The organism is Nostoc sp. C057 (assembly GCF_013393925.1).
Taxonomy (GTDB): Bacteria; Cyanobacteriota; Cyanobacteriia; order Cyanobacteriales; family Nostocaceae; genus Nostoc; species Nostoc muscorum_A.
The window spans coordinates 5,665,076-5,687,528 of the sequence record NZ_CP040281.1 but is presented as its reverse complement, the minus strand read 5'-3'; the positions used below and the strand labels follow the sequence as shown (position 1 = coordinate 5,687,528).

Annotated in this window: 23 protein-coding genes and 1 tRNA gene; 7 read left to right on the top strand and 17 right to left on the bottom strand. The window is 42.9% G+C overall.

Going from position 1 to position 22,453, the window contains the following annotated elements:
• Positions 1 to 25: 25 nt before the first annotated feature.
• The 6 genes from rplV to rplC all read right to left on the bottom strand — a co-directional run bounded on the left by rplV (position 26) and on the right by rplC (position 3,569).
• Positions 26 to 382, bottom strand: a complete 357-nt coding sequence (rplV, locus tag FD724_RS24330) for a 50S ribosomal protein L22 (RefSeq protein WP_012410720.1) — start codon at positions 380 to 382, stop codon at positions 26 to 28.
• Between the two features lie 80 nt (positions 383 to 462).
• Positions 463 to 741, bottom strand: a complete 279-nt coding sequence (gene rpsS, locus FD724_RS24325; protein ID WP_012410721.1) for a 30S ribosomal protein S19 — start codon at positions 739 to 741, stop codon at positions 463 to 465.
• Between the two features lie 142 nt (positions 742 to 883).
• Entirely contained in the window at positions 884 to 1,747 is an 864-nt protein-coding gene (gene rplB, locus FD724_RS24320) for a 50S ribosomal protein L2 (RefSeq protein WP_012410722.1), read from the bottom strand.
• Positions 1,748 to 1,887: 140 nt separating this feature from the next.
• Entirely contained in the window at positions 1,888 to 2,202 is a 315-nt protein-coding gene (locus tag FD724_RS24315) for a 50S ribosomal protein L23 (protein WP_069070779.1), read from the bottom strand.
• Complete coding sequence (rplD, locus tag FD724_RS24310; RefSeq protein ID WP_114081983.1) at positions 2,195 to 2,833, bottom strand: 50S ribosomal protein L4; 639 nt, start codon at positions 2,831 to 2,833, stop codon at positions 2,195 to 2,197. The genes FD724_RS24315 and rplD overlap by 8 nt, the downstream gene beginning before the upstream one ends.
• 103 nt (positions 2,834 to 2,936) lie before the next feature.
• Complete coding sequence (gene rplC, locus FD724_RS24305; protein ID WP_094342450.1) at positions 2,937 to 3,569, bottom strand: 50S ribosomal protein L3; 633 nt, start codon at positions 3,567 to 3,569, stop codon at positions 2,937 to 2,939.
• A 280-nt stretch (positions 3,570 to 3,849) separates the two neighbouring features.
• On the opposite strand from rplC, the gene FD724_RS24300 reads away from it, so the two are divergent.
• The 4 genes from FD724_RS24300 (at position 3,850) to FD724_RS24285 (ending at position 6,701) form a co-directional block, all read left to right on the top strand.
• Entirely contained in the window at positions 3,850 to 4,005 is a 156-nt protein-coding gene (locus FD724_RS24300; RefSeq protein WP_179074386.1) for a hypothetical protein, read from the top strand.
• A gap of 541 nt (positions 4,006 to 4,546) precedes the next feature.
• Positions 4,547 to 5,023, top strand: a complete 477-nt coding sequence (locus FD724_RS24295) for an NAD(P)H-quinone oxidoreductase subunit N (protein ID WP_012410726.1) — start codon at positions 4,547 to 4,549, stop codon at positions 5,021 to 5,023.
• A 247-nt stretch (positions 5,024 to 5,270) separates the two neighbouring features.
• The gene (locus FD724_RS24290) at positions 5,271 to 5,780 is read left to right on the top strand and encodes a hypothetical protein (protein ID WP_179074385.1); all 510 of its coding nucleotides are present in this window, start codon (positions 5,271 to 5,273) and stop codon (positions 5,778 to 5,780) included.
• A 381-nt stretch (positions 5,781 to 6,161) separates the two neighbouring features.
• Positions 6,162 to 6,701 carry a DUF3172 domain-containing protein gene (locus FD724_RS24285; RefSeq protein WP_114081980.1) on the top strand — a complete coding sequence of 180 codons (540 nt, stop codon included), beginning with the start codon at positions 6,162 to 6,164 and terminating at the stop codon, positions 6,699 to 6,701.
• A 121-nt stretch (positions 6,702 to 6,822) separates the two neighbouring features.
• On the opposite strand, the gene FD724_RS24280 is transcribed toward FD724_RS24285, so the two are convergent.
• Entirely contained in the window at positions 6,823 to 7,587 is a 765-nt protein-coding gene (locus FD724_RS24280; RefSeq protein ID WP_179074384.1) for a DeoR/GlpR family DNA-binding transcription regulator, read from the bottom strand.
• A gap of 295 nt (positions 7,588 to 7,882) precedes the next feature.
• Between FD724_RS24280 and FD724_RS24275 the strand changes: the two genes are divergently transcribed.
• A complete protein-coding gene (locus tag FD724_RS24275; RefSeq protein ID WP_179074383.1) occupies positions 7,883 to 9,802 on the top strand; it encodes a transketolase C-terminal domain-containing protein in 1,920 nt (639 codons plus the stop codon).
• An 89-nt stretch (positions 9,803 to 9,891) separates the two neighbouring features.
• Here the strand turns inward: FD724_RS24275 and FD724_RS24270 are convergent, their stop codons facing one another.
• The 9 genes from FD724_RS24270 to hisF all read right to left on the bottom strand — a co-directional run bounded on the left by FD724_RS24270 (position 9,892) and on the right by hisF (position 18,692).
• Positions 9,892 to 10,731, bottom strand: coding sequence for an AMIN domain-containing protein (locus tag FD724_RS24270; RefSeq protein WP_179074382.1), 840 nt, complete (start codon positions 10,729 to 10,731; stop codon positions 9,892 to 9,894).
• Positions 10,732 to 10,837: 106 nt separating this feature from the next.
• Positions 10,838 to 11,320 carry a hypothetical protein gene (locus FD724_RS24265; protein ID WP_114081977.1) on the bottom strand — a complete coding sequence of 161 codons (483 nt, stop codon included), beginning with the start codon at positions 11,318 to 11,320 and terminating at the stop codon, positions 10,838 to 10,840.
• Positions 11,321 to 11,324: 4 nt separating this feature from the next.
• The gene (locus FD724_RS24260) at positions 11,325 to 13,535 is read right to left on the bottom strand and encodes a cation:proton antiporter (RefSeq protein WP_179074381.1); all 2,211 of its coding nucleotides are present in this window, start codon (positions 13,533 to 13,535) and stop codon (positions 11,325 to 11,327) included.
• 357 nt (positions 13,536 to 13,892) lie between these two features.
• Entirely contained in the window at positions 13,893 to 15,182 is a 1,290-nt protein-coding gene (locus FD724_RS24255; protein ID WP_179074380.1) for a cation:proton antiporter, read from the bottom strand.
• Positions 15,183 to 15,593: 411 nt separating this feature from the next.
• Positions 15,594 to 16,028: a hypothetical protein gene (locus FD724_RS24250; protein WP_114081974.1), complete on the bottom strand. Its 435-nt coding sequence runs from the start codon at positions 16,026 to 16,028 to the stop codon at positions 15,594 to 15,596.
• Positions 16,029 to 16,206: 178 nt separating this feature from the next.
• Complete coding sequence (locus FD724_RS24245; RefSeq protein WP_179074379.1) at positions 16,207 to 16,953, bottom strand: GDSL-type esterase/lipase family protein; 747 nt, start codon at positions 16,951 to 16,953, stop codon at positions 16,207 to 16,209.
• 505 nt (positions 16,954 to 17,458) lie between these two features.
• Positions 17,459 to 17,531: transfer RNA gene (locus FD724_RS24240), tRNA-Ala, on the bottom strand.
• A gap of 93 nt (positions 17,532 to 17,624) precedes the next feature.
• Positions 17,625 to 17,819 (bottom strand): hypothetical protein, encoded by a 195-nt coding sequence (locus tag FD724_RS24235; RefSeq protein WP_012410736.1) that lies wholly within the window; start codon positions 17,817 to 17,819, stop codon positions 17,625 to 17,627.
• Between the two features lie 99 nt (positions 17,820 to 17,918).
• Complete coding sequence (gene hisF / locus FD724_RS24230) at positions 17,919 to 18,692, bottom strand: imidazole glycerol phosphate synthase subunit HisF (RefSeq protein WP_114081963.1); 774 nt, start codon at positions 18,690 to 18,692, stop codon at positions 17,919 to 17,921.
• Between the two features lie 232 nt (positions 18,693 to 18,924).
• Between hisF and ruvB the strand changes: the two genes are divergently transcribed.
• Together ruvB and FD724_RS24220 are read left to right on the top strand one after the other, a co-directional pair.
• Positions 18,925 to 20,025: a Holliday junction branch migration DNA helicase RuvB gene (ruvB, locus tag FD724_RS24225; RefSeq protein ID WP_179074378.1), complete on the top strand. Its 1,101-nt coding sequence runs from the start codon at positions 18,925 to 18,927 to the stop codon at positions 20,023 to 20,025.
• A 116-nt stretch (positions 20,026 to 20,141) separates the two neighbouring features.
• On the top strand, positions 20,142 to 20,945 hold the full coding sequence (locus FD724_RS24220; RefSeq protein ID WP_179074377.1) for a tetratricopeptide repeat protein: 804 nt from the start codon (positions 20,142 to 20,144) through the stop codon (positions 20,943 to 20,945).
• Positions 20,946 to 21,004: 59 nt separating this feature from the next.
• Here FD724_RS24220 and FD724_RS24215 read toward each other — a convergent pair whose 3' ends face one another.
• Positions 21,005 to 22,393, bottom strand: a complete 1,389-nt coding sequence (locus FD724_RS24215; RefSeq protein WP_179074376.1) for a cytochrome P450 — start codon at positions 22,391 to 22,393, stop codon at positions 21,005 to 21,007.
• Positions 22,394 to 22,453: the final 60 nt, after the last annotated feature.

The window sequence follows — 22,453 nt, the reverse complement described above, 5'->3', positions numbered from 1 at the left end:
ACGTAATTTATTCGTGTAAGCGTGCTTATTTTTCTGGTGCGGCTCCAACGGCCACAGTAATATGACACGTCGGTTTGCGAATTTGGTAAGCTCGACCTTGCGCTCTTGGTTGGAACCGCTTCAACGGCGGCCCTTGATCGGCGTAAGCCTGAGTAATCACTAGTTGAGTCCGATCTAACCCAGCATTGTGTTCAGCATTAGCAGCAGCGCTTCTGAGAACCTTCAATATGGGTTCAGTGGCGCGATAGGGCATGAATTCTAGGATGATTAACGCTTCTCGGTATGATCGCCCCCGGATTTGATCGAGTACCCGACGCACTTTGTAGGCCGAGATGCGGATAAAACGAGCGATCGCTTTTACTTCAGTAGTATTAGTAGCCATAATTTTCTCCAATTTTGTCATTTGTCATTTGTCACTTGTCACTTGTCTTTAGCTAATGACTAATGACTAATAACTAATGACTACCTACCCGCTTTTTTGTCGCTTTTTCCATGACCCCTGTAGGTGCGTGTCGGGGCAAATTCACCCAACTTGTGTCCTACCATCTGTTCATTTACAAAAACTGGAACGTGTTGTCGTCCGTTGTGAACAGCAATGGTATGACCTACCATTAGGGGCAAAATTGTTGAAGCTCTTGACCAAGTTTTAATAACTTCTTTTCTGTTGTTGTCGTTGAGCTTTTCAATTTTCTTTAAGAGATGATCCGCAACGAAAGGACCTTTTTTTAGAGAACGACCCATAGTTCAATTTTGGATTTAGGATTTAGGAATTAGGATTTAGAATTTCGGATTTTGGATAATTAGGTGTCCAATCAGGTTTCACAAATTTTCAATGTTCACAAGTAGACCCCAATCTAAAATCCAAAATCTAAAATCTAAAATTCTATGATTCACGACCACCGCGACCGCGTTTAGAAGACTTACGGCGACGACGCACAATGAATTTGCTGCTAAGTTTCTTGCGATTGCGTGTCTTCGCGCCCAATGTGGGTTTACCCCAAGGTGTAACAGGTCCCGATCTACCGATAGGAGCCCTACCCTCACCACCACCATGTGGGTGATCCACTGGGTTCATGACGCTACCTCTAACCTTCGGACGGCGACCTTTCCAACGATTGCGTCCGGCTTTACCTGCACTCAGGTTTCTCGCATCGGTGTTGCCCACTTGCCCAATGGTGGCGTAGCAATCACGCCGAATTAAGCGGACTTCTCCCGATGGCAACTTGAGAGTTACATAATCACCTTCTTTTGCCACAACTTGAGCGCTAGCACCAGCAGCACGCACTATTTGACCACCTTTACCAGGAGTCATTTCTACGTTGTGAACACTAGTACCCAAGGGAATCCTTGATAGAGGTAAAGCATTACCATCTTCAAAGGGAGATTCGGGACCAGAAATAATTATTGTTCCAACTTTCAATCCGTTGGGATGAAGGATGTACCGTTTTTCGCCATCTTGGTAATACAAAAGGGCAATTCGGGCATTGCGGTTAGGATCGTATTCAATTGCGGCGACTTTGGCAGGAATATTATGTTTATCCCTTTTAAAATCGATGATCCGGTAAAGTTGTTTGTGTCCGCCACCCCGACGACGACTGGTAATCCGCCCTGTATTATTCCGACCTTTGGCACGATGCTTGGAGGTCGTTAGGGATTTTTCTGGCTCGGTTTTTGTAATTTCCGCAAAGTCAGAAACTGTAACTTGGCGAGTGCTGGGGGTATAAGGGCGATAAGAACGAGTACCCATAATCTATTTTGGATTTTGGATTTTTGATTTACTTAATTTCGGATTTTGAATTTTGGATTTAATGAGTGTTTAACTAATTGCGACCATCTTTGGTATTTATTCAGTAAACTCCTCAATCTAAAATCTAAAATCTAAAATTCCTAGACTTCTGGGAATAGAACTTGTCTAATCTTGTCTTCATCCCCAGGTGCGACTGTAACAATGGCTCGCTTATATTGGGGCTTATAACCGATAAATTTACCAACGCGCCGCTTTTTACGTGGTGGTAAGGTGGTGTTGACTTTTACAACCTTGACCTGAAATAAGTCTTCGATCGCAGCCTTGATTTCTGGCTTGGATGCCTTTGGAATTACTTCAAAGGTGTACTTATTTTGCTCCATCAAGATAGTCGCCTTCTCGGTGACTATTGGGCGACGTACTAAGTCGGCAAGGTCGCGGGGGTCAAAGCTAGGCACTGTAGACCTCCTGAATTTTTTCTAGGGCTGATGCCGTAACTACAATTTTGTCAGCGTGCAGTAAATCAAAAACATTTAACTGGTCGGCTGCAATTAGTTTTAAATTTTCAATGTTGCGGGCTGATAAATAAACATTATCTGTATCCGCAATTTCAGACAAAATTAACAGTGCCTTGCTTTCTGGTACTACTCCCCAACGGGCAAGTGCTGCCACTAAGTCTTTAGTCTTCGGGCGAGATAGTTCGGTGCTAAATTCTTCTACTACGATCAAGTCGTCAATACGACCGACAAATGCTGTCCGCAGTGCTAAACGTCGCTCTTTGCGGTTCAACTTCAGGTCAAAGTCTCTAGGCTTTGGCCCAAAGATCACACCACCACCACGCCACAATGGTGAACGAATAGACCCTGCACGAGCGCGACCAGTACCTTTTTGTCGCCAAGGTTTACGGCCACCGCCTCTAACTTCAGCACGAGTTTTTGTACTGGCATTTCCTTGACGAGCATTAGTCAATTGCCGTACTAAGGCGCGGTGTACGATATGAGACGCTGTTTCTTCTTTGGCAACGCGCAACTCGAAGGTCGTCTCGCCGACCTGTTCTCCTTGCCAATTTTTAACTACGCTTTCAACCATCTTTGTTATTTGTCCTTTGTCTCTTGTCATTTGTCATTGGTCTTTTGCCATTTGTCTTTAGCCAATGACTTTTGACTAATGACTGTTGACTAATGACTTTTGACTATCCCACTACTTTTGCAGGTACAACACTTACTAGAGCGCCTGGTTTGCCAGGAATGGCTCCCTTGATTAGCAATAAATTGCGTTCTGCATCAACTCGCACTATGGTCAGCTTACGGATTGTGATGCGTTTACCACCTAAACGCCCTGCCATCCGCTTACCTGGATAGACACGACCTGGTGTTGTACCAGCACCAATAGAACCTGGCGCTCTGTGGTTTTTGGAACCGTGTGACATGGGCCCACGACCAAAGTTGTTGCGCTTCTGGTTTCCTGCAAAACCGCGACCGATGCTTGTGCCGACTACATCGACAATTTGACCCGCACTAAAAATATCTGCTTTAATCTGTTGACCTAAAGCATAATCACTAGAACTATCAGTGTGATATTCATTTAGGTGACGCAATGCTGGGGCAGATGATTTAGCCAAATGACCCAGTAGTGGTCTGTTCAGTGCCTTTGGTTTAACTTCGCCAAAACCAACTTGGATGGCAAAGTAACCGTCGGTTTGTTTCGTTTTAACTTGTGTAACGGTGCATGGCCCTGCTTGAATGACAGTCACAGGAATAGCTACTCCTGCTTCGTCAAATATTTGGGTCATGCCCAGCTTGGTGCCGAGAATACCTACAGACACAGTAACTGGTTCTCCTTTCTACTTGCTGACCTTGGAATTGGACTCTAGAGGACACGCTTTGTACGCATCAGTTTAGGCTGAGTTAGCCTGCGAAATTTGGAATGGTTTCAGTAAACCAGTCCAAATACTTTGGGACACAACAAACCGTGTCCGTACTGCTTGGTGAATCTGTTTAGCTTCACTCAATAGATCACCAGAACAGCTACAATTCTCTTCCATTTGGGAAGGAGTAACTTCTGGAATCAATGCAAGGCGCTACAGCTTTAAGCTGTGTGCAGCAATGCTTTCGTCCAAGCAATTGCTCTGGCACTTTCTGGAGGCAGCGCTGTCGGCGGGTTTTCCGATTTGTGTACGCCCTAATGACGGTTTCCCGGAGTTTGGCTACTGCCGTGTTGCAGTTGGACTTAAGCGGTCTTTACCGCCCAGTATCCGTTAACTGAGACTGACGTAATGCCATGAAACCAACATTGCTGCTCAGTTTTACTTCCTTAAATACCTTAAACTATTGTTTAAGATTTTGCCTGCTTTTTCAGAGGCACGGGAGCAAATTCACTCTGGAGCTTAGGATTGGCTTTGATTGTTCATCCATAAGCTCCAATGTTGACCTGAAAGCTTTCTTAGTTTACCAGTCTATGATCAATCTGAGTTATATTATCCAACTTGGATTAAATTATCAGCTTTTAATGCTAACACTACCTCAGAATGACAGTAAAGAGTTTATCTAATTTGCGTGTTTGGTCACAATCTAATAATATAAATTATTTATTTATGTTTGTCCAGTAATTTATAGAGTTATTTTTAGGGAGTAGGGAAGAACAGGGAAGCATGGGGCAAAGGGAGAATAAAAAATTATCTCTTTCCCCTCTGCTCCCTGCTCCATGCCCCTCTGCCTCTTCTCAATACCCAAAGAAAATGCTTTTAATCTATCAGTTCAGGGTAAATAATAGAGATATCTAAGTGGGATACGACGAAAATCTATGGCACTAATTACCACTGGCAACGGTTTAATCCGCGATCTGGAAAAATTTGGCGCTCTTGGAGTGTATGTACCTCTAGAAGGAGGTTATGAAGGTAGATATCAGCGCCGACTACGCGCTGCTGGCTATACCACTCTCCACATTACTGCCAAGGGACTAGGCGACGTAGCTGCCTATCTCACAAGAATTCATGGAGTCAGACCTCCTCATCTTGGCAAAAAAAGCACTGGTAGCGGTGCGGCAGTAGGTCAGGTATACTATTTGCCACCAATTCTCGATTCTCATCTAGAACAGCTACCACCAAAGTCAAAGGGGCTGGTTTTGTGGATTATTGAAGGGCATATTCTTTCCAATGAGGAACTTGAGTATTTAACGAATTTGCCTCAGTTAGAACCACGAGTGAAAGTAGTAATTGAGAGAGGTGGCGATCGCGCCTTCCGTTGGACTTCTCTAGAAAAAACTCTGTTAGCTAGTTAGTCCTTTGTCATTAGTCATTAGTCATTTGCTTATAACTAATGACTGATGACTCAATCCAATTAGTATTCCAAATAATGCTGAATCGAAAAGCACAAGATGCAAATAATCGGTGGGAAGTCTGGTAAATAAATGCTGTATCTAGACGAATTTGCTTAACGCCCATCTGATGAAGGGTACGTCAGCTTTTGTCGCGGGGTGAATCAACTTTCTGGAATTGTTGCAGAAACGGTAGAAGTGGTCATCTGGAATGGTTGTAAGATTTAGAGACTACAGCAAAAGGCTTTCTGATTTTGAGGAAGAAATTTTAGTTCGCTGCCCACAATGCGAGCGCACTGCCAAAATATTGACTGTAAACTCTGAACAATCAAATCCCAGTTCAATCAAAAGAATTATCTGTCAGCACTGTAGCTATACAAAACAACAGCCAAAGGATGGGCAGCGAAAAGCCGTATTGCTGTTATGGCAAAACAATTCCAAGGCTAAAAGAAATTCTAGCTATGAAATATTAGACCATTTTTTTGGCTTGCCTCTGTGGTTACAAACTTCCTGTTGTGGTCAGGTGCTATGGGCGTATAATGAAGCACATTTGAACTTCTTGGAAAGCTATGTTCAATCAAGGTTGCGAGAACGTTTGCCTGATGACACATTAGGCTGGCACAATGGCAGTCTTGCCAGTCGTCTACCCCGATGGATAAAGTTGACGCAGCATCGAGAAAAAGTTTTACAGAAAATTCAACAGTTAAAACAGAGGTTGTAATTAAAGTTTTAATCCTGCTGGTGAGCGAATTTATAACTACCCCACAGAGAAAGTGCGATCACAATCACTAGCAAAATTGGTATCCTGTACCAAAGAAACTGGAATAAGGGTAAATATTGGCATCGACGAGAGCGCCATCATCCCCGGTAATATGAATTCTAAATAGTTATTATAGCCGTATTTTCAGAGAGAGCCGCTTATTAACAGCCTTTATTTATTAATGCAGAGTAAGTTATCTAGATAAGTTGCTATTTTTATTGTTTAAAAAGTATATCGTACAGAAAATTGCAGCCAATAACAGTCAAGACTAGGCATACTGAAAAGAGAGAGAAAACTTGAGACAACTCCCTGCAAAATCGACGTGAAGGTGATTAAGCAACAATGAGACGTAAACCCACTGGTAGATCGGCTACTACTTCTAAACCCTCTATTTTCCAATCCCCTATGTTTAACCTCTTCACCATCGCAATTATGGGAGGGGTGTTGATTTTAGGAATTGGGATTGGCATTGCTTTTAGTTCTACAACCACGTTAGCCCCATCAAATGTGGCTTCCCGTGAATTCATTGACACCAAAGCACCAAACCCGGAAATTTGTGTGCAGTACGGAGCTAGCGCGATGGTGATGGACGCTAGACTGTTCGTTACTCTCAACCCTTTTAATGTTTATGTTGCCCAGCCGAGTATGCGTCCTGGATGTGTGATCCGACAAAATAACTGGGCGCTTTTAGAGCAACGTAAGCTAGTGACATCGGATCAGGTAAGAGATTGCAAAAATCGTCTGAATACCTTTGGCTTCACAGGTAACTTGGACAGTGGCCAACCTGATATTAGGTGTATATATCAGAATGAAGCTGCTCAAAACTTCTTTACGGCTCAACCAGGAGCAGTTGGAACACCTCAAGAAACGGATAGATTTTAGATTTGGGGATTGGGGTTAGGGAAGAGGTGACAGGTGACAGGTAACAGGGAATAATCTGTACCCTCTAACCTGTACCCTATTCCCTTCCCCAATCCCCAGCGATCGCATCTTCAAAATCAGATCACTCGTACTCATCACGTATAATTGTCAAACCTAAAGCTTTGTAGGCACTCAGCATATTATTAGATACCGTAGGTGCTGTTACTAGGTAAGTCAGAGCATGAATAGACTCCACTAGATAAGGAGCAGCCGTGTCTAATTTTTCTGCTGTGACTAATCCGACTACCTCGGCCGAGCCAGCAATCATGGCTCGTTTGACGTGCGCTTCGTCGAGGTTAGGTACACTAATCCCAACTTCTGGATGTAAACTGCAAACTCCCAACATACACAAATCTGCACGAATCATCCGTAAAGTTTCAATCGTGACAGTACCCACGTTCACCAAGGCTTTTTTGTAAAGTTGTCCACCTAACATCACAACCTCTATATGGGGATGTTCTGCTAAAGCAACTGCTATTGGCGGACTATTTGTGATGACTGTTGCGTGCAAATCTAGGGGCAAATGACGGGTTACTTGGAGAGTTGTTGTACCTCCATCTAAAATCACCACCTGTCCCGTACAAACTAATTTTGCTGCTGTGCGAGCGATCGCTTCTTTTTCTTTTGGCGCTTGCTTTTGGCGATCGGCATAACTAGCGGTGGCTGGAGATTTGAGAAGCGCTCCCCCATGAACGCGTTGCAATAGTCCAGTTTCTGCCAGTTCTCGCAAGTCCCGGCGAATCGTATCCTCAGAAACTTTGAGAACAGCACTAAGTTCTGTCGAAAGTACCTTTTTCTCACGACGCAGAATTTCTAAGATGAATTGTCGTCGTTCAGCAGTTAGCATAATTAATTTTCCTGAAAATGCGTTTTTGACCTTGAAATTGCACGTTTGTGAGTTTATACTTATTGATATGCAAGTTTTTGTACGGTAATCCGTAACTTCAATTGAATTCAAGCGCATTCATGCACAATCGAATGTATTGATTTTGGCATTTGATGAAATCACTCGGAACCATTGTGGTTCCAAGTGGTTGACTTGAACTTGGATAATTGTTGCCCAATGGGGGTTTTAACAATTTTTTTGTAGTGCGATCGCGCGTCCCATCTGTTCAAATTGTTTTTTATTCAATCAATAAACCATGACTATTATTAATACCCAATTTCCGATTGATCTCGGTGCTTACCAATTTTTAGCGCTCAATCCAGCAAATTCCAGCCTTACCGCCCAACAGCGAGAGACTCTCAAAGCGAATATTCAACTCTGCCGAGATGCGATCGTCTTTTTTACAGCAACTGGCGCTGCTAGCGGAGTCGGCGGTCATACTGGGGGGCCTTATGATACAGTGCCAGAGGTGATGATCCTTGATGCCTTTTTCCGGGGAGCATCGGAGCAATTTGTACCGATTTTCTTTGATGAAGCAGGACATCGAGTTGCCACCCAATATCTAATGGCAACGTTGCATGGTGACTTACCTGCCGAGCAACTTTTACATTATCGGCAAGCACATTCCCATTTACCAGGACACCCCGAACTAGGACTAACTTCTGGTGTGAAATTTAGTTCTGGCCGCCTGGGCCATGTTTGGCCTTACATCAATGGTGTGGCAATGGCAAATCCAGGCAAGGCTGTTTTCTGTCTCGGTTCTGATGGATCGCAGCAAGAAGGTAACGATGCTGAAGCTGCTCGCTTGGCTGTTGCTCAACATCTTAACGTCAAGCTGATAATTGATGACAATGATGTAACGATCGCTGGACATCCTTCTAAATATTTACCAGGTTTCAGTGTCGCCAAAACCTTAGAAGGGCACGGGTTAAAGGTACTTCAGGGAGACGGGGAAGATTTAGACGATTTATACCGTCGCCTTTGCGAAGCCGTAAATACTCCCGGAGCGATCGCTATTATCAATAAACGCCCGATGTGCCCTGGTATTGAAGGTTTAGAAGGCTCCACTCATGGTCATGATGTAATTTCTGTAGATTTAGCAGTTAAGTATCTAGAATCTCGCGGACAAACTGCGGCTGTCGAATACCTAAAAAGTATTGAGAAACCCAAACAAACATATACATTTCTGGGTTCCAGCGACAAATGGGGCGCTAACCGCAATGTGTTTGGTGAAGCCGTGGTAGGTGTCCTCAGTCGCATGAGTGAGGCGAAGCGTAAAGAAACAGTCAAGGTCATTGATAGTGACTTAGAAGGCTCCTGCGGTTTGAAGAAAATTCATGATACATACCCAGAAATATTTATTTCCTCCGGCATCATGGAACGGAGCAACTTCTCTGCTGCGGCTGGATTTGGGATGGAGAAGGGCAAGCAAGGTATTTTTGCCACCTTCAGCGCCTTCTTAGAAATGTGTATCTCAGAAATCACAATGGCACGACTAAACTATTCCAATGTTCTGTGCCACTTTTCCCATGCGGGTATCGATGACATGGCAGATAACACTTGCCATTTCGGTTTGAATAATATGTTTGCCGACAACGGCTTAGATGATGGCTACGAAACACAGCTATACTTCCCAGCAGATGTTAATCAAATGACAGCTTGTGTAGAAGCCATATTCTTTGAGCCTGGACTGCGGTTTATTTTCTCCACCCGTTCCAAAGTCCCCAATATTCAGGACAGCAACGGCAATGACTTATTTGGAAGTGGCTACAAATTTGTTCCCGGTAAAGATGAGGTTGTACGAGAGGGAACACAAGGTTATATCATCAGTTTTGGCGATGCTCTCTACCGTGCCGTTGATGCTGTAGAGCGTCTGAAGCAAGAAGGGTTAGACGTTGGTTTAATTAACAAACCAACTTTAAACGTTATTGATGAAGAAATGATTACCAAAGTTGGTAACGCTCCTTTTGTCCTTGTAGTAGAAGCCTTCAACCGTAGGACAGGCTTAGGCAGCCGTTTTGGTTCTTGGCTGCTAGAGCGCGGGTTGACTCCCAAATATGCTCATCTTGGAACTCATAAAGAAGGTTGCGGTGGTTTGTGGGAACAGTACCCATATCAAGGTATCGATCCAGTGAGCATTATCAACAAGGTGAAGGAGTTAGTTGGAGGACAGTAATAGCTAGAAGCACAATATTATTAGGGCATGGCGCATAGTAGATGGGGCATTGCTTCGATTTTCCATGCCCAATGCCCAATGCCCAATTTTTATTTAGTTTTGGGTAAAGGTTGGCCAAACTCGATTACCTGGGGATTGGAAGCATTGGGGATTGTTGGAACTGGAAATTCTGACGTAACAGAAGGAGGAATGCTATTTAAGTTACCGGGTTGATTTGGGAAAGAAGGAGGTGGAAGAATCAAAGCAGGTTGTTGAGAGGATGTATTCGGATTTAGGGGAGGTACGGTAACAAAAGGCTGCCCTGAGTTATTAGTAATTGTTGTGGGCAGGTCATTTGATATAGGCGGAACTGTGAGTAATGGCGCTTGTAGATTAGTAGTGGTTACGGGTAGGTTACTAGGCGGCTGTGACTTATACGGTGTTTGAGGTTGTTTCTTGGGTGAAGGTGCAGAGTTTCCTGGTTTCGTGGCAGTAGTTTTACCAGAACTAACGGGACGTAATACCCAGCGAGTGGAGTTTTTTCGGGAAACTGGTTGCAGTTGTACCTGTTTAGGATTAAAAGCAGTCCCTGGTGCTAAATCTAAGACAATGCGTGTGTCATTTGCATTCAGTTGAGAAACGCGAATGCTTTTGATTGCTCCAGAATAATTTTGTTGTGTGGTAACTTTGCCCAACTTGGTATTCGGTAAATCTACAACAAGCCGAGAGGGTTGGGCTAAGTAGAAATAACGGGGGGTTGTGCCTGCTGAAAGGTTGATTTCGAGTTGCTGTGTTTTTGGGGAAAAACGCCAATTATCTAGCTTTGCTACTGGTGTAGCAGCAGTAGTACAAGTTTCAAGGGCGATCGCTGCACAAAAGCCTAATAGACTGATGTTAAATAGCTGCCTGCGCCATTGGCAAAATTGCCTAGTCTTTAGTCCCTGATCCATTCTTTTTATCTGCTCCATAAAACCCATACAATGCGCTCACATTGCTGTTTACTTCGCGCTTTAAATCCCTAGACGCGATTAATCGCGTCTCTACCCACCCCCAAATTCAATTAGCTTTTTCGGGCACAGCAGTAAATTTTAGAGTTTGTGGAATGCCATTTACGCTTAATTGACCTGTCATATTAACTTTATCCACAAGTTGCATTTGAATTGTGACTGACTTCAGAGGATCGTTTTGAGGGCGAGGAATATTACAAAGGATTGATCTACCAACTTTTCCAGATAAATTTAACTGTTGATTTCTGAAGATGCCTGCCAGAGAGTGCTTTTCGTCAGTATCGGCGTTAGCATTTGCCGGTAATACAGAGGCATTTAAGTAAATACCCGACTGCTGAATGTTTAACGTTAGAGTATCCGATTTTTCACAGTTCGGCAAATTCTCTGACAGGGTTAGACGATACCTACCGTTCACTGGTGGAGGAGCCTTAAGATTGTTTTCCCCGTAAACGCTTACAGTTTTAAACAACACTAGTACTGAAAGTATTGTTACTCCGTAAAAAGCCAAAGATTTGAACTTGAAATGATTCATAATTTCAATTCCTCAATGTTGGCTCTTGACTACTAACTTCAGGCAGCATAGAGGCAAGGTGAGCGGTAACTTGACTGTAGCGGCGGGTAATCAACAGGGAAGAACGACATTGGATAGCTAATTGATCTGTATATCTTCCCAAGGTTTGGCGTTCGATACCCCAAGTGCGGCTGGTGCCAGCAATAGTTAAGTCAACACCTTCTGAGGCTTGAATTACAGCTTGGATTGGTTCTGGGGCTTCGACAATTTTAATTTGAATGCGATCGCGTACACTGGTGGGCAACTGCTCCATCATCGTGTGCAGTTCGTAACTCAATTCTTCTCTAGTGTGATTTGCTGCTATCTGTAATATTTGCAACATACAAGTCTCACGATTGATTAGCAGTCTTAAAGCTAGTATTAGTGCTAAATCATCATGGATATTTGCAGAATAAGGTACAAGTAGACTTTCTAATCGCTCTTTGCCTTTGTCTACAAATACTGCTACATCTACTGGGGCGGTGGTAAGTATTTGTCCGACTCGTCCACCTAAACGATTACTACTAAAAGCTGGCCGATGCCAGCCTACAAGAATTAGATCAACTTGTTCTAATGTGGCAATCTGTGATGTTTCGCGGGCAACGTTGCTGGAGATGCGAACGATAGGATGCACACAAGAACGAGTTTCTGACGGTTCGAGAGTATTAATTAATTCTTCTAGTTGCTGGCGGCGCTGGGCGATTAATCTGTCTGCTTCAACTGGGGTACTTTCAAAGGCATAATCTTCTTGAAATTCAATCAGGCTAAGGGGGTTAACAATGGCAGGATATCGGTAACTGAGAGCCACACCGACGGCGGGCTGTGCCAAGGCTACTGCCAACTGTACTAAACCTTTTTGGGTACTTGGATTAGCCACTGGCACCAAAATTCGGAAAGGATGAGGGTAAGTTTCACCTTCAGCAGAGGTATCTATACCTGTTTCTGCTTCCAACTCCGGTTCCACCATATCTAACCGGATCAACTTCTTCGGATATGTCCATTCCAGCAATGGCGAGGTCATGAATGTAGTTACCAATGCCATAATTACCAGCATGGTAAATATTAAAGGGGAAATTACCCCTAACTCTAGACCAATGTTTAGTACTATCAGTTCGGTCAAACCACGAGTATTCATTAACCAACCGAGTGCCGAGGCTTCCCGTTTACTAATGCCACTGACACGGGCTGCGACATAAGTGCCAACATATTTGCCTGCGATCGCAACTCCTAAAACTAACGCACACAAAAGCCACAATTCTGGACGGTTGAGCAAACCAATCTGTGTCTTTAAGCCACTGTAGGCAAAAAATATCGGCAGCAAGAATATCAAAACAAAATCTTCGGTTTTTATTGCCAATTCCCGCACTAAATCTTCATTTTTGGGCATTGCTGCTCCCAGTAAAAATGCTCCAAAAATTAAGTGAATACCAATTAGTTCGGTAATTAATGCCGACGCAACCACAGCCATATAAATCCCAGCTAGCAGCAATTGGCTGAGTCGTCCCGCACGAAGGTAGTGTCTGGCAAGGCGTTGCAGGAACCAACGTCCCGCCGTCAACATCAAGCCGATGTAAACGATACTGGCGATAATTGTGGGTATCGCACCAGCAAAGTCACCAGTTCGAGCAACTGCGATCGCTACTGCCAAGAGACACCAAGCTGTTACATCGTCTACGGCTGCACAAGTTAGCGCCAAGGTTCCTAAACGCGTTCCTTGCAAATTGTTTTCAGTAATGATTCGCGCCAACACTGGAAAGGCAGTAATCGACATTGCTGCCCCCAAAAACAAGGCAAAGGCGGTGAAGGATACACTTGCATTAGAAACTAGGGGATAAAGAATCGCAGCTAGCAATGTTCCCAAGGAAAATGGCACTAAAATACTGACATGAGAAGTTAAAACAGCTACTTCTAATTGCCCACTAAGATATTTTGGATTTAGTTCTAGCCCAATCAGAAACATGAAAAATATTAGTCCCACCTGAGACAAAACATTTAAAAAAGGAATAGTTTCTGGTGGAAACAAGGTAACTGCTAAATGGGGGGCAACTAAACCAAATAAAGATGGGCCGAGCATAATCCCGGCAACAATCTCACCAATTACCAAAGGTTGCTTAATGGAACGGAATGCTAACCCTACTAACCGTGAAAGTCCAATAATAATCAGTACTTCAACCAGAACGAGAATAACTATGTGCATGGTTTCCTCACAATTAACTATCTGGTTTCTCTAAGATGAATCTTTAAAGGGTCTGAAAATGTCAAGTTCATTAGATACAACCAAGATTAATTTGCCCTTAGTTGTAATGTCAATTACTGAGAGGATGCACTTGAAGAGTTGAAAAATGAATTTTGATGATTTTAGGAGATAAATTTAGAATAACTGCCGAATTGCCGATACAAAAAAATAGATAATTGGGATTGGTTTCGTAGTATTCGTTAAAAGTGGGCACAAACAAATTAGCCGTTATAGCTTAGAGTCTAAGCGGATAATTTTACCCAACTACTATGTAACTAATATCAGTTAATTGGTACTTAATTTTATATTTATCTTTGCTTAAGCAGAAGGCTGATCATAGCTTGTACCATGCAATAAAAAGGCAATTAGTGGTGATGCCATGAGTGTAGTAATGACTGCCATAATAACCATTATAGTGAATAAAGTCGGGGTAATTATACCTTGCTCAAGACCAATATTAAGGATGATTAACTCCATCAAACCACGAGCATTCATAAGAGCGCCAATAGTTGCAGATTCACGCCAATTTTCCCCGGCTAACCTTGCAGCCAACATACAAGCGACACCTTTACCAAGAATTGCGATCGCAATAATTAACAGCGTAATTCCCCACAAAGTAGGCGTGTTTACCAATCCAATTTGAGTGTTCAGTCCAGAGAAGACAAAAAATATCGGTAGCAAAAAAGAAGTAGTTAAAAACTCAGTATATTGGCGAATTTGTTGGGCAAATTCTCCGCGTGGTGTTACTGCTCCCAGCACGAAAGCACCGAATATTGCATAGATGCCTGTAATATCGGTAAACCATGCACAAAACATCAAAATTATCAACATCAAAGTCAAAGTTTGTCTGTTCACACCTGCATCGCGTTTTGTCATCCGTGTGAACGCTCTCAGTAGAGGTTGACCAAGAAAAATTGCAAATAGCACGTAGCAAATGCCACCACCAATTGCTAATATGGCAATGCTCAGAGAATTTTTCACGCTAGCAAGGACGATCGCTAGCAAACACCAAGCAACTGCATCATCTACCGATGCTGCACCTAAAGCTAAAGTCCCAAAGCGGGTTTGTGCAAGACCGCGTTCGTAAAGAATGCGAGCCAACATGGGAAATGCTGTGATTGTCATCGACGCACCCAGATACAAAGCGGCTGACCAAGGCATTACCTTTGGTTGAAAGAAATCGCCATTATGATAAAACCAAAAAGATGCGATCGCTCCTAAAATAAAAGGAGTGATAATTCCAGCCGCAGATAGCAGACTTGCACTTTTGATATGATGTTTTAAGAGTTTAGTGTTGAACTCTAAACCAATCAAAAACATATAAATTACCAACCCAATCTGGCTGATAGCATATAAAATCGACATTGATGGATTGGGTATTTTGAGTCCTACAGCAGTGATGATGGGAAGCTTAGGAAAAAGCCATTGCTGAAAATCCGGTGCAATCAATCCCAAAAGCGATGGACCTAGCATTACACCTGCAATCATTTCGCAAACAACATCGGTTTGACCAAGATAGCGCCGTCCTAAAATCGTGACGATGCGACAAGCGACTAGAATAACTGTGAGTTGCAAAAATAGCTGAATAACCAGATCGAAATTTGACATTGCACTTCCTTAATATGCGTCTCTGCATTGAAAAATCTTTTCAGACTCCAAAGCTTGTCCTGTTTTTCTCATAGATGAATACATCAGCACAAGTGCTAATTTTAGAAATATTAAGATAGCTGCTTTTAATTTGATAGCAACTGCCCTATTTTTCGTCAAAACGGATACAACTTTGTGTCAATACAACATATTGCATCCAAACTGAAACCGCCACATACAGCAGATTGCAACTTTATAAGGTACAGATGATTTTAAGGGCACAGTACTGCTGTGCCCCTATCTGTGTACTTCATTTACCTGAAAAACGCTGTATTAGTTAATTTTTACAAACCGATGTATTTGCATAACAATAACATTTATGCAATAACTCTCTACAACTCTTATTCCGTTCTGTACAAGACCCTATGCAATTTACAACCACTCACCACCCCGAAAACGCCAACGAAGGAAAATAATTCGCATTAGGCTTTGGGAACTAATAAAAACTGCTAGCCACACGATGCTATAGTGCAGTAGAAAAACTGTTAACGGTAATTCTTCTTTCGGTAAAGGTATTGGTAAAAAGCCAAATAGTTTTACTCCACAGAACACAAATACTAATTCCCATATACCAGCTAAGAGTTGATAAGCTGCGGGCCAATCCCTATCCCATCGGGATTTTTGGAGATAGTTATAAAGCACATCCCAACCTAAGCCAAATATGGCTACATAAAGAAGTATCCAAAAATAAACTGAGTTAGCACCAGGGCCAATCCAACCCATTGCAAAAGGCAAAGATACAAGTACACCCACAGTTGCAAGTAATAATAATCGAGTTTGCCAACGACCAAATAAAGTTGGTGTCATAGGAGTGCTGAGTTAGGAGTTATGAGTTAGGAGTAATGAATAATATAGAGAAATTAGAGTTTTTATAGATAGATTTTGACTCGCTTCATTAAAAAATTAGGGAGATTGTGGTGCTTTTGCGAAGATGGCAAATATGACAATCTTGGCTAATTTCAAAGCACCAACATATCTATATTAATTAGGATTGTTTAAGATGATAATTAAATTGAGAATGGTAAGCTGCATTGGCAAAGCCTACTGAATGTATCGCATCCCAATTTATCACATCTTCTAACAAAGCTTGATAACCGAGTGTATTGGGATGAAGACCGTCTTCACTCAAGCGTTTGAGCCGCCAATTTTCACCGCGTTCCATCCATTGCTCAAAAATATCTAAATAGGGAATCTGCCGTTTGGTACAAGCAAGTCGAGTTGCTTCTTTGTAGCGGTACTGATCGATATGATTATAGTAAAAACAATCTAAAAATGGCATCTTGGCTTCATCTACTGGCACCATGCCCACAAATAACACAGGACAGAGTTGCTGTGCTAAATCTAAAAGAGTTGCAATTTCTTTTTCAAACAATGTAAAATCTGTATAACTGCGACCATCGGGACGTGCTAACCGCGCTGAGTCATTCACACCTACAGATAAAATAATCAAGTCGGGGACACGATTTCGCAATTCACCCCGGTGGCGAAATTCTACTTCTAACCTTTGCGCTACTTGTTGCGTGCGATCGCCTCTTACCCCTAAATTATAAAGAACATGACCGGCACTATCCGGCAACATCCACCATCGCCGTAGTTGCTCGATCCAGCCTCCTTTTTCCGGGTCGCCGAATCCATAAATTAAGCTGTCCCCCAGTGCGACAATCTTCATTGACTGAAAGTGATTTGGTGGTACAGACAGCTGCATTGAGGAAGAAGCTAGAAATGTGTGCATTTAACAACTATATTTTATATCTTTACAAGATTCTATACATTTCTATACCATAGATGGCTATCTTTAGTGTGCAAGCATCTATTTGTTGATATGGTTGCAAGGTTAATATTGCCGTAGTTGAGGGTCTGAAAGCCAAGTGTCGAGTTTAGAACTTGAAATAGCCGAGGTATTGCACAAATCATTGATAAGCTGTTACGCAAATAAGATTGCACATCAACTGGTGAGGTTGTCCTTTGTCCTTGGTAAACACTTTTGACTAATGACTAATGACGGTCTACACGGAAAATATTGCAATATGTAGGCGCGTTAGCTTACTGATGAATATGAAGTTGAGGAAGTGCGAGAAAATGGGCTAGAGTTTTTACAGCAAAAACGAATCGCCTTAGAAATCCATTACAGTCTCTATCATTCCAACTTTCGAGACTGGCTAGGTAGACAGCAAATAAAACTCATAAAAAATTTTCCTAACCCTCTCAATTTACTAAGAAGATTAGGGACTTAAGAATGGAGCTAAGCGGATTCGAACCGCTGACCCCCTCAATGCCATTGAGGTGCGCTACCAACTGCGCTATAACCCCTTAAAATCCATTATACATAATCACTTAATTTTGGCACTTTGTCAAGCTTTTTATGAAAACTAAATTTTAAATATCTCCTCTACCACTAGACACTCACAACGACACTTGCAACAAGTAGGTCATACAGTGCCCCATCAAAAAGTAAACTACTAACATGGCAGCAGCAGCCAGGGCAACCAATGTACCAGCCAACATGAGGGAAAATTCTTTACTCTCGTAGGCTTTTTCCATTAAGTGCAGCGACCACGCTACCAAAGCTACATCAAAAAGTAAAATAGGAAGCAACATATTTTTTAATATTTGTTAATACTTGTAAAATAATATTAACACCCTTTTTAAGAAGTGTGTCTAACCTCAGATAGATGTCATTAACAGGTGATTTGTGGGTCAAGATAATGTTCTTACTGGCACATTGCGATCGCGTAAATAATTTTTGATTTCTGCTACGCTTAATTGCCCGTAATGTAATAGCGATGCCAATAGTGCTGCTTCCGCTTTGCCTTCAGTTAAAGCTGTGTAAATATGTTCACAATTACCTGCACCACCAGAAGCAATGACTGGAATTTCTACAGCGTTTGCAATAGCCCGTGTAATCTCGATGTCATATCCGGCTTGGGTTCCATCCGCATCCATACTTGTTACTAGAAGTTCTCCAGCACCGCGTTTCTCAACTTCCTGTGCCCACAATAGAGCATCTAAGCCTGTATTTTCCCTGCCACCCCGCACATACACATCCCAACCTGGATTTTCCGGGTTATTTCTGCGTCTAGCATCAATTGCAACAACTATGCACTGATTACCAAAGCGATCGCTTGCCCGATTAATCAAGTCGGGATCACGTACCGCCGCAGAATTAATACTAACCTTATCTGCGCCGGCTCGTAACAAAGCTTTAACATTTTCTAAGGATTGAATGCCACCACCCACAGTTAATGGAATAAAGACCTGTTCAGCAGTCCGGTAGACCACATCTAAAATAGTAGCTCGGTCTTCATGAGTAGCTGTAATATCCAGAAATACTAACTCATCAGCACCGGCTTCGTTGTAAACCTTGGCCAACTCTACCGGATCGCCTGCATCTTGGAGATTGACAAAGTTAACTCCTTTTACAACCCGTCCCGCCTTCACATCTAAGCACGGTAAGATTCTTTTAGATAACATAATAACTTTTGTACTTCTGGGTAATTGACCGGAATTTAAATTTTAAATTGGCGCGGGTATTTCCAAACGAAAATTTTCACGGGTATTGGGATTAGGGGAGAGGTAACAGGTGACAGGTTATAGGGAATAATCTGTACCCTGTAACCTTTACCCTGTACCCCATTCCCTGTAACTGTACCCTGTACCTCATTCCCTGTAACCTTTACCCTGTAACCTCTACCTTGTAAGAATTATGGCGATAATCTCCTCGAAAAAACAGCCTCCAGAACCCAACGGAGAACCAAAGCAGCGTCGGGAGTCGGCGAAAGCACCATCCACAGAAAATATTTTGAAGCCTGAAGCTGCTATTGATGAACAAGAACAACAGGAAGAAGGTATTCGGCCGCACCGATTTGCCGATTACATTGGACAAAAAGATTTAAAGGATGTGCTAGATATTGCCATCAAAGCAGCCAAGTCTCGTGGTGAGGTGCTGGATCACTTGCTGCTGTATGGACCGCCAGGATTGGGCAAAACCACAATGGCAATGATTTTAGCATCGGAAATGGGGGTAAATTACAAAATTACCAGTGCGCCAGCCCTAGAACGTCCACGAGATATTGTTGGGCTACTGGTGAACATGAAGCCAGGGGATATCTTATTTGTGGATGAAATTCATCGCCTCTCGCGGATGACGGAAGAAATTCTGTATCCAGCAATGGAAGATTATCGCTTAGATATTACCATTGGTAAGGGTTCCAGCGCTCGGATTAGAAGTTTGCCGCTATCAAAGTTTACCTTAGTGGGTGCTACAACCCGTGTGGGTGCTTTAACTTCACCACTGCGCGATCGCTTCGGCTTAATTCAAAAACTCCGATTTTACGAAGTTGACGAACTGACTCAAATTGTACTGCGAACCGCTCAATTACTCAAAACCCCTATTACACAAGATGGTGCTACAGAAATTGCCCGTCGTTCACGCGGAACGCCACGGATTGCAAATAGGCTACTAAAACGGGTACGTGATTATGCGGAAGTAAAAATATCTGGGGAGATTAATGAAATCATCGCATCTGAAGCATTGCAACTATTCCAAGTAGATCCTTGCGGTTTAGATTGGACAGATCGCCAGATGCTAAGTGTAATAATTGAACAATTTAACGGCGGGCCAGTGGGCTTAGAAACAATGGCAGCAGCCACAGGTGAAGATACCCAAACAATTGAAGAGGTATACGAACCTTACCTTATGCAAATTGGGTATTTAACTCGGACTCATCGTGGAAGGATGGCGACTAAGGCAGCATATAAGCATTTGGGATTCACGCCGCCTAATGAACAGTTGTCATTATTGTAATTACGGGGATTGGGCATTGATACTCGTAAATGAGTCTTTGAACTCCTTTAATGAGCCTTTGAACTCCATTCCTCTGCTCAATGACAAATGAAAAAGAACAAATTAGGTAAACCTAGATGATTAAGTTGATTGGTATTTTTCTCAGTCTGTTACTCGTGTTTGGCTGGGGTACACCAGTTATGGCACAATCTCAACCGCCCATTACTCAAGAACAGTTAAAACAAGGCGATGAGTGGGCAAATCAAGCCTTTACAGCGACGAATCAAGGTGACTTTGCGACGGCTGAAACTTACTGGACAAAGATTATTGAGCAATTTCCCACGAATGCCGGGGCGTGGAGTAACCGGGGAAATTCGCGGGTGAGTCAGAATAAGTTACAAGAGGCGATCGCAGATTATAACAAAGCCATAGAACTAGCGCCGAATGTTACCGATCCATATTTGAATCGGGGTGCAGCATTGGAAGGGATGGGAAAATGGGAAGATGCGATCGCAGATTATAATCATGTCTTAGAACTCGATCCTAACGATGCGATGGCGTATAACAATCGGGGAAATGCCAAAACAGGTTTAGGAAAATGGGAAGATGCGATCGCAGACTACAAAAAATCTAATGAGATAGCCCCAAATTTTGCTTTCGCCCGTGCGAACTACGCTCTCGCTCTTTATGAAACTGGTCAAAAAGAGCAAGCAATCCGCGAGATGCGAAATATCGCCCGTAAATACTCCAAGTTTGCTGATGTGCGTGCCGCCCTCACAGCTGCATATTGGGTAAATGGAGAACAAGGTGAAGCCGAAAGTAACTGGGTAGCAGCTTATGGACTTGATAGCCGCTACAAAGATATCGACTGGGTAAAAAATATCCGCCGTTGGCCTCCCAGCCTCGTGACAGCTTTGGATAAGTTCTTGAAAATCCAGTAATTTAACAGGTAAATAAAAGGGGAAGCGGAGCAATCGCTCCCACCTGATTCTGAGACTTTTTACACTAAGTTAGTCTCAAGAACTCGCTGATTTTGCTGACGCTTTCCAGTTACCACCATTGGTACACCACCGCCTGGTGCTAACAAGAAGCTTTTCCGAACCGGCAGTACTGGCTTTGTATCAGCTAGTTTTATTTGCCAGCTAGATAGTACAGTTGCCAATACCAGTTTCATCTCAAATAGGGCAAATGCCATCCCAATACAGCGACGATTACCACCACCAAAGGGCAAATATTCAGATGGAGTAAATTGGCGTTCTAGAAAACGATCTGGCTGAAACTGCTTGGAATTGGGGTATAAATCCTCTCGATGATGGTTCAAATAAATACAAGGAACCAATATAGTACCAGGGTCAAATTTGTAGCCTGCAATTTCTAGAGGTGATTTAACCAATCGATTTAATCCCAACATCGCCACTGGATACAGGCGCATTGTTTCCGAACAAACTGCATTCAAATAAGGTAATCGGAAAATGGCGTTTGGGTCTTTGTTCTCACCCAGAGTATCCAGTTCTTGCATCAGTTTTTCCCAGACTTCAGGCTGATGATGAATCCAGTACAGCGCCCATGCCAAAGAACTGGCTGTAGTTTCATGGCCTGCAACCAACAAAGTCATCAACTCATCACGTAATTCCAAATCTGTCATCGGCTCACCTGCTTCATCACGAGCCGCCATCATTAAAGACAGAATATCACTTCGAGACTCATCAGCAAGCGATCGCCTCTCTTGAATTTCAGCATAGATGAGATCATCCATTTCTTGCCGCAAACGTAGATAGCTTCCCCAAGGACTGCGAGGCCCTAAATCCTGTCGTAATAATGGGAACATGAGCAGTATTGCCCGCACAATAGGTCTTTTTGGATTCAGGATCGCAATCAGGATTTCTTTGAGTTTTTCATAACGAAGCCCGTCCTTTAGACCAAATACAGCCTTCAAAATCACCTGAAAGGAGATTTCTTGCATGGATGGCAAGACTGTAAAGGTTTCCCCGACTGGCCACTCACTAGTTACTTGCTTGGTAATTTCACAGATTAAATCACCATAAGCCTGCATTCTTTCCCCATGTAGAGGAGGTGTCAGCAGTTTACGCTGGCGCTGGTGAGGTTTTCCTTCTAAGGATAGTAGAGAATTTGGCCCCAATAAAGGCGAACCTGAACCTGCTGGTGTACCAGAATCTAACTGTTTTGGATCTGTGGTAAAAATCTGCTGAATTGCTTGAGGATTACTAATGAAGACTTGAGGAGTAAAAACTGGGCCAATTCGGAGAGTGAACATATCACCATAGCTTTTAGCACAGTCTTCCATATATTCCACTGGGTTAGTCAGCCATTGATACGTCTGTACCCAAGGGTGAGTTTGAGGGCCGTTAGGCAGTTTAAGTGCAGACATTTTTATTTATCTCCCAATAAATTGGAGCAAGATCGTTATCAGCTAGCCATTCATCCACGC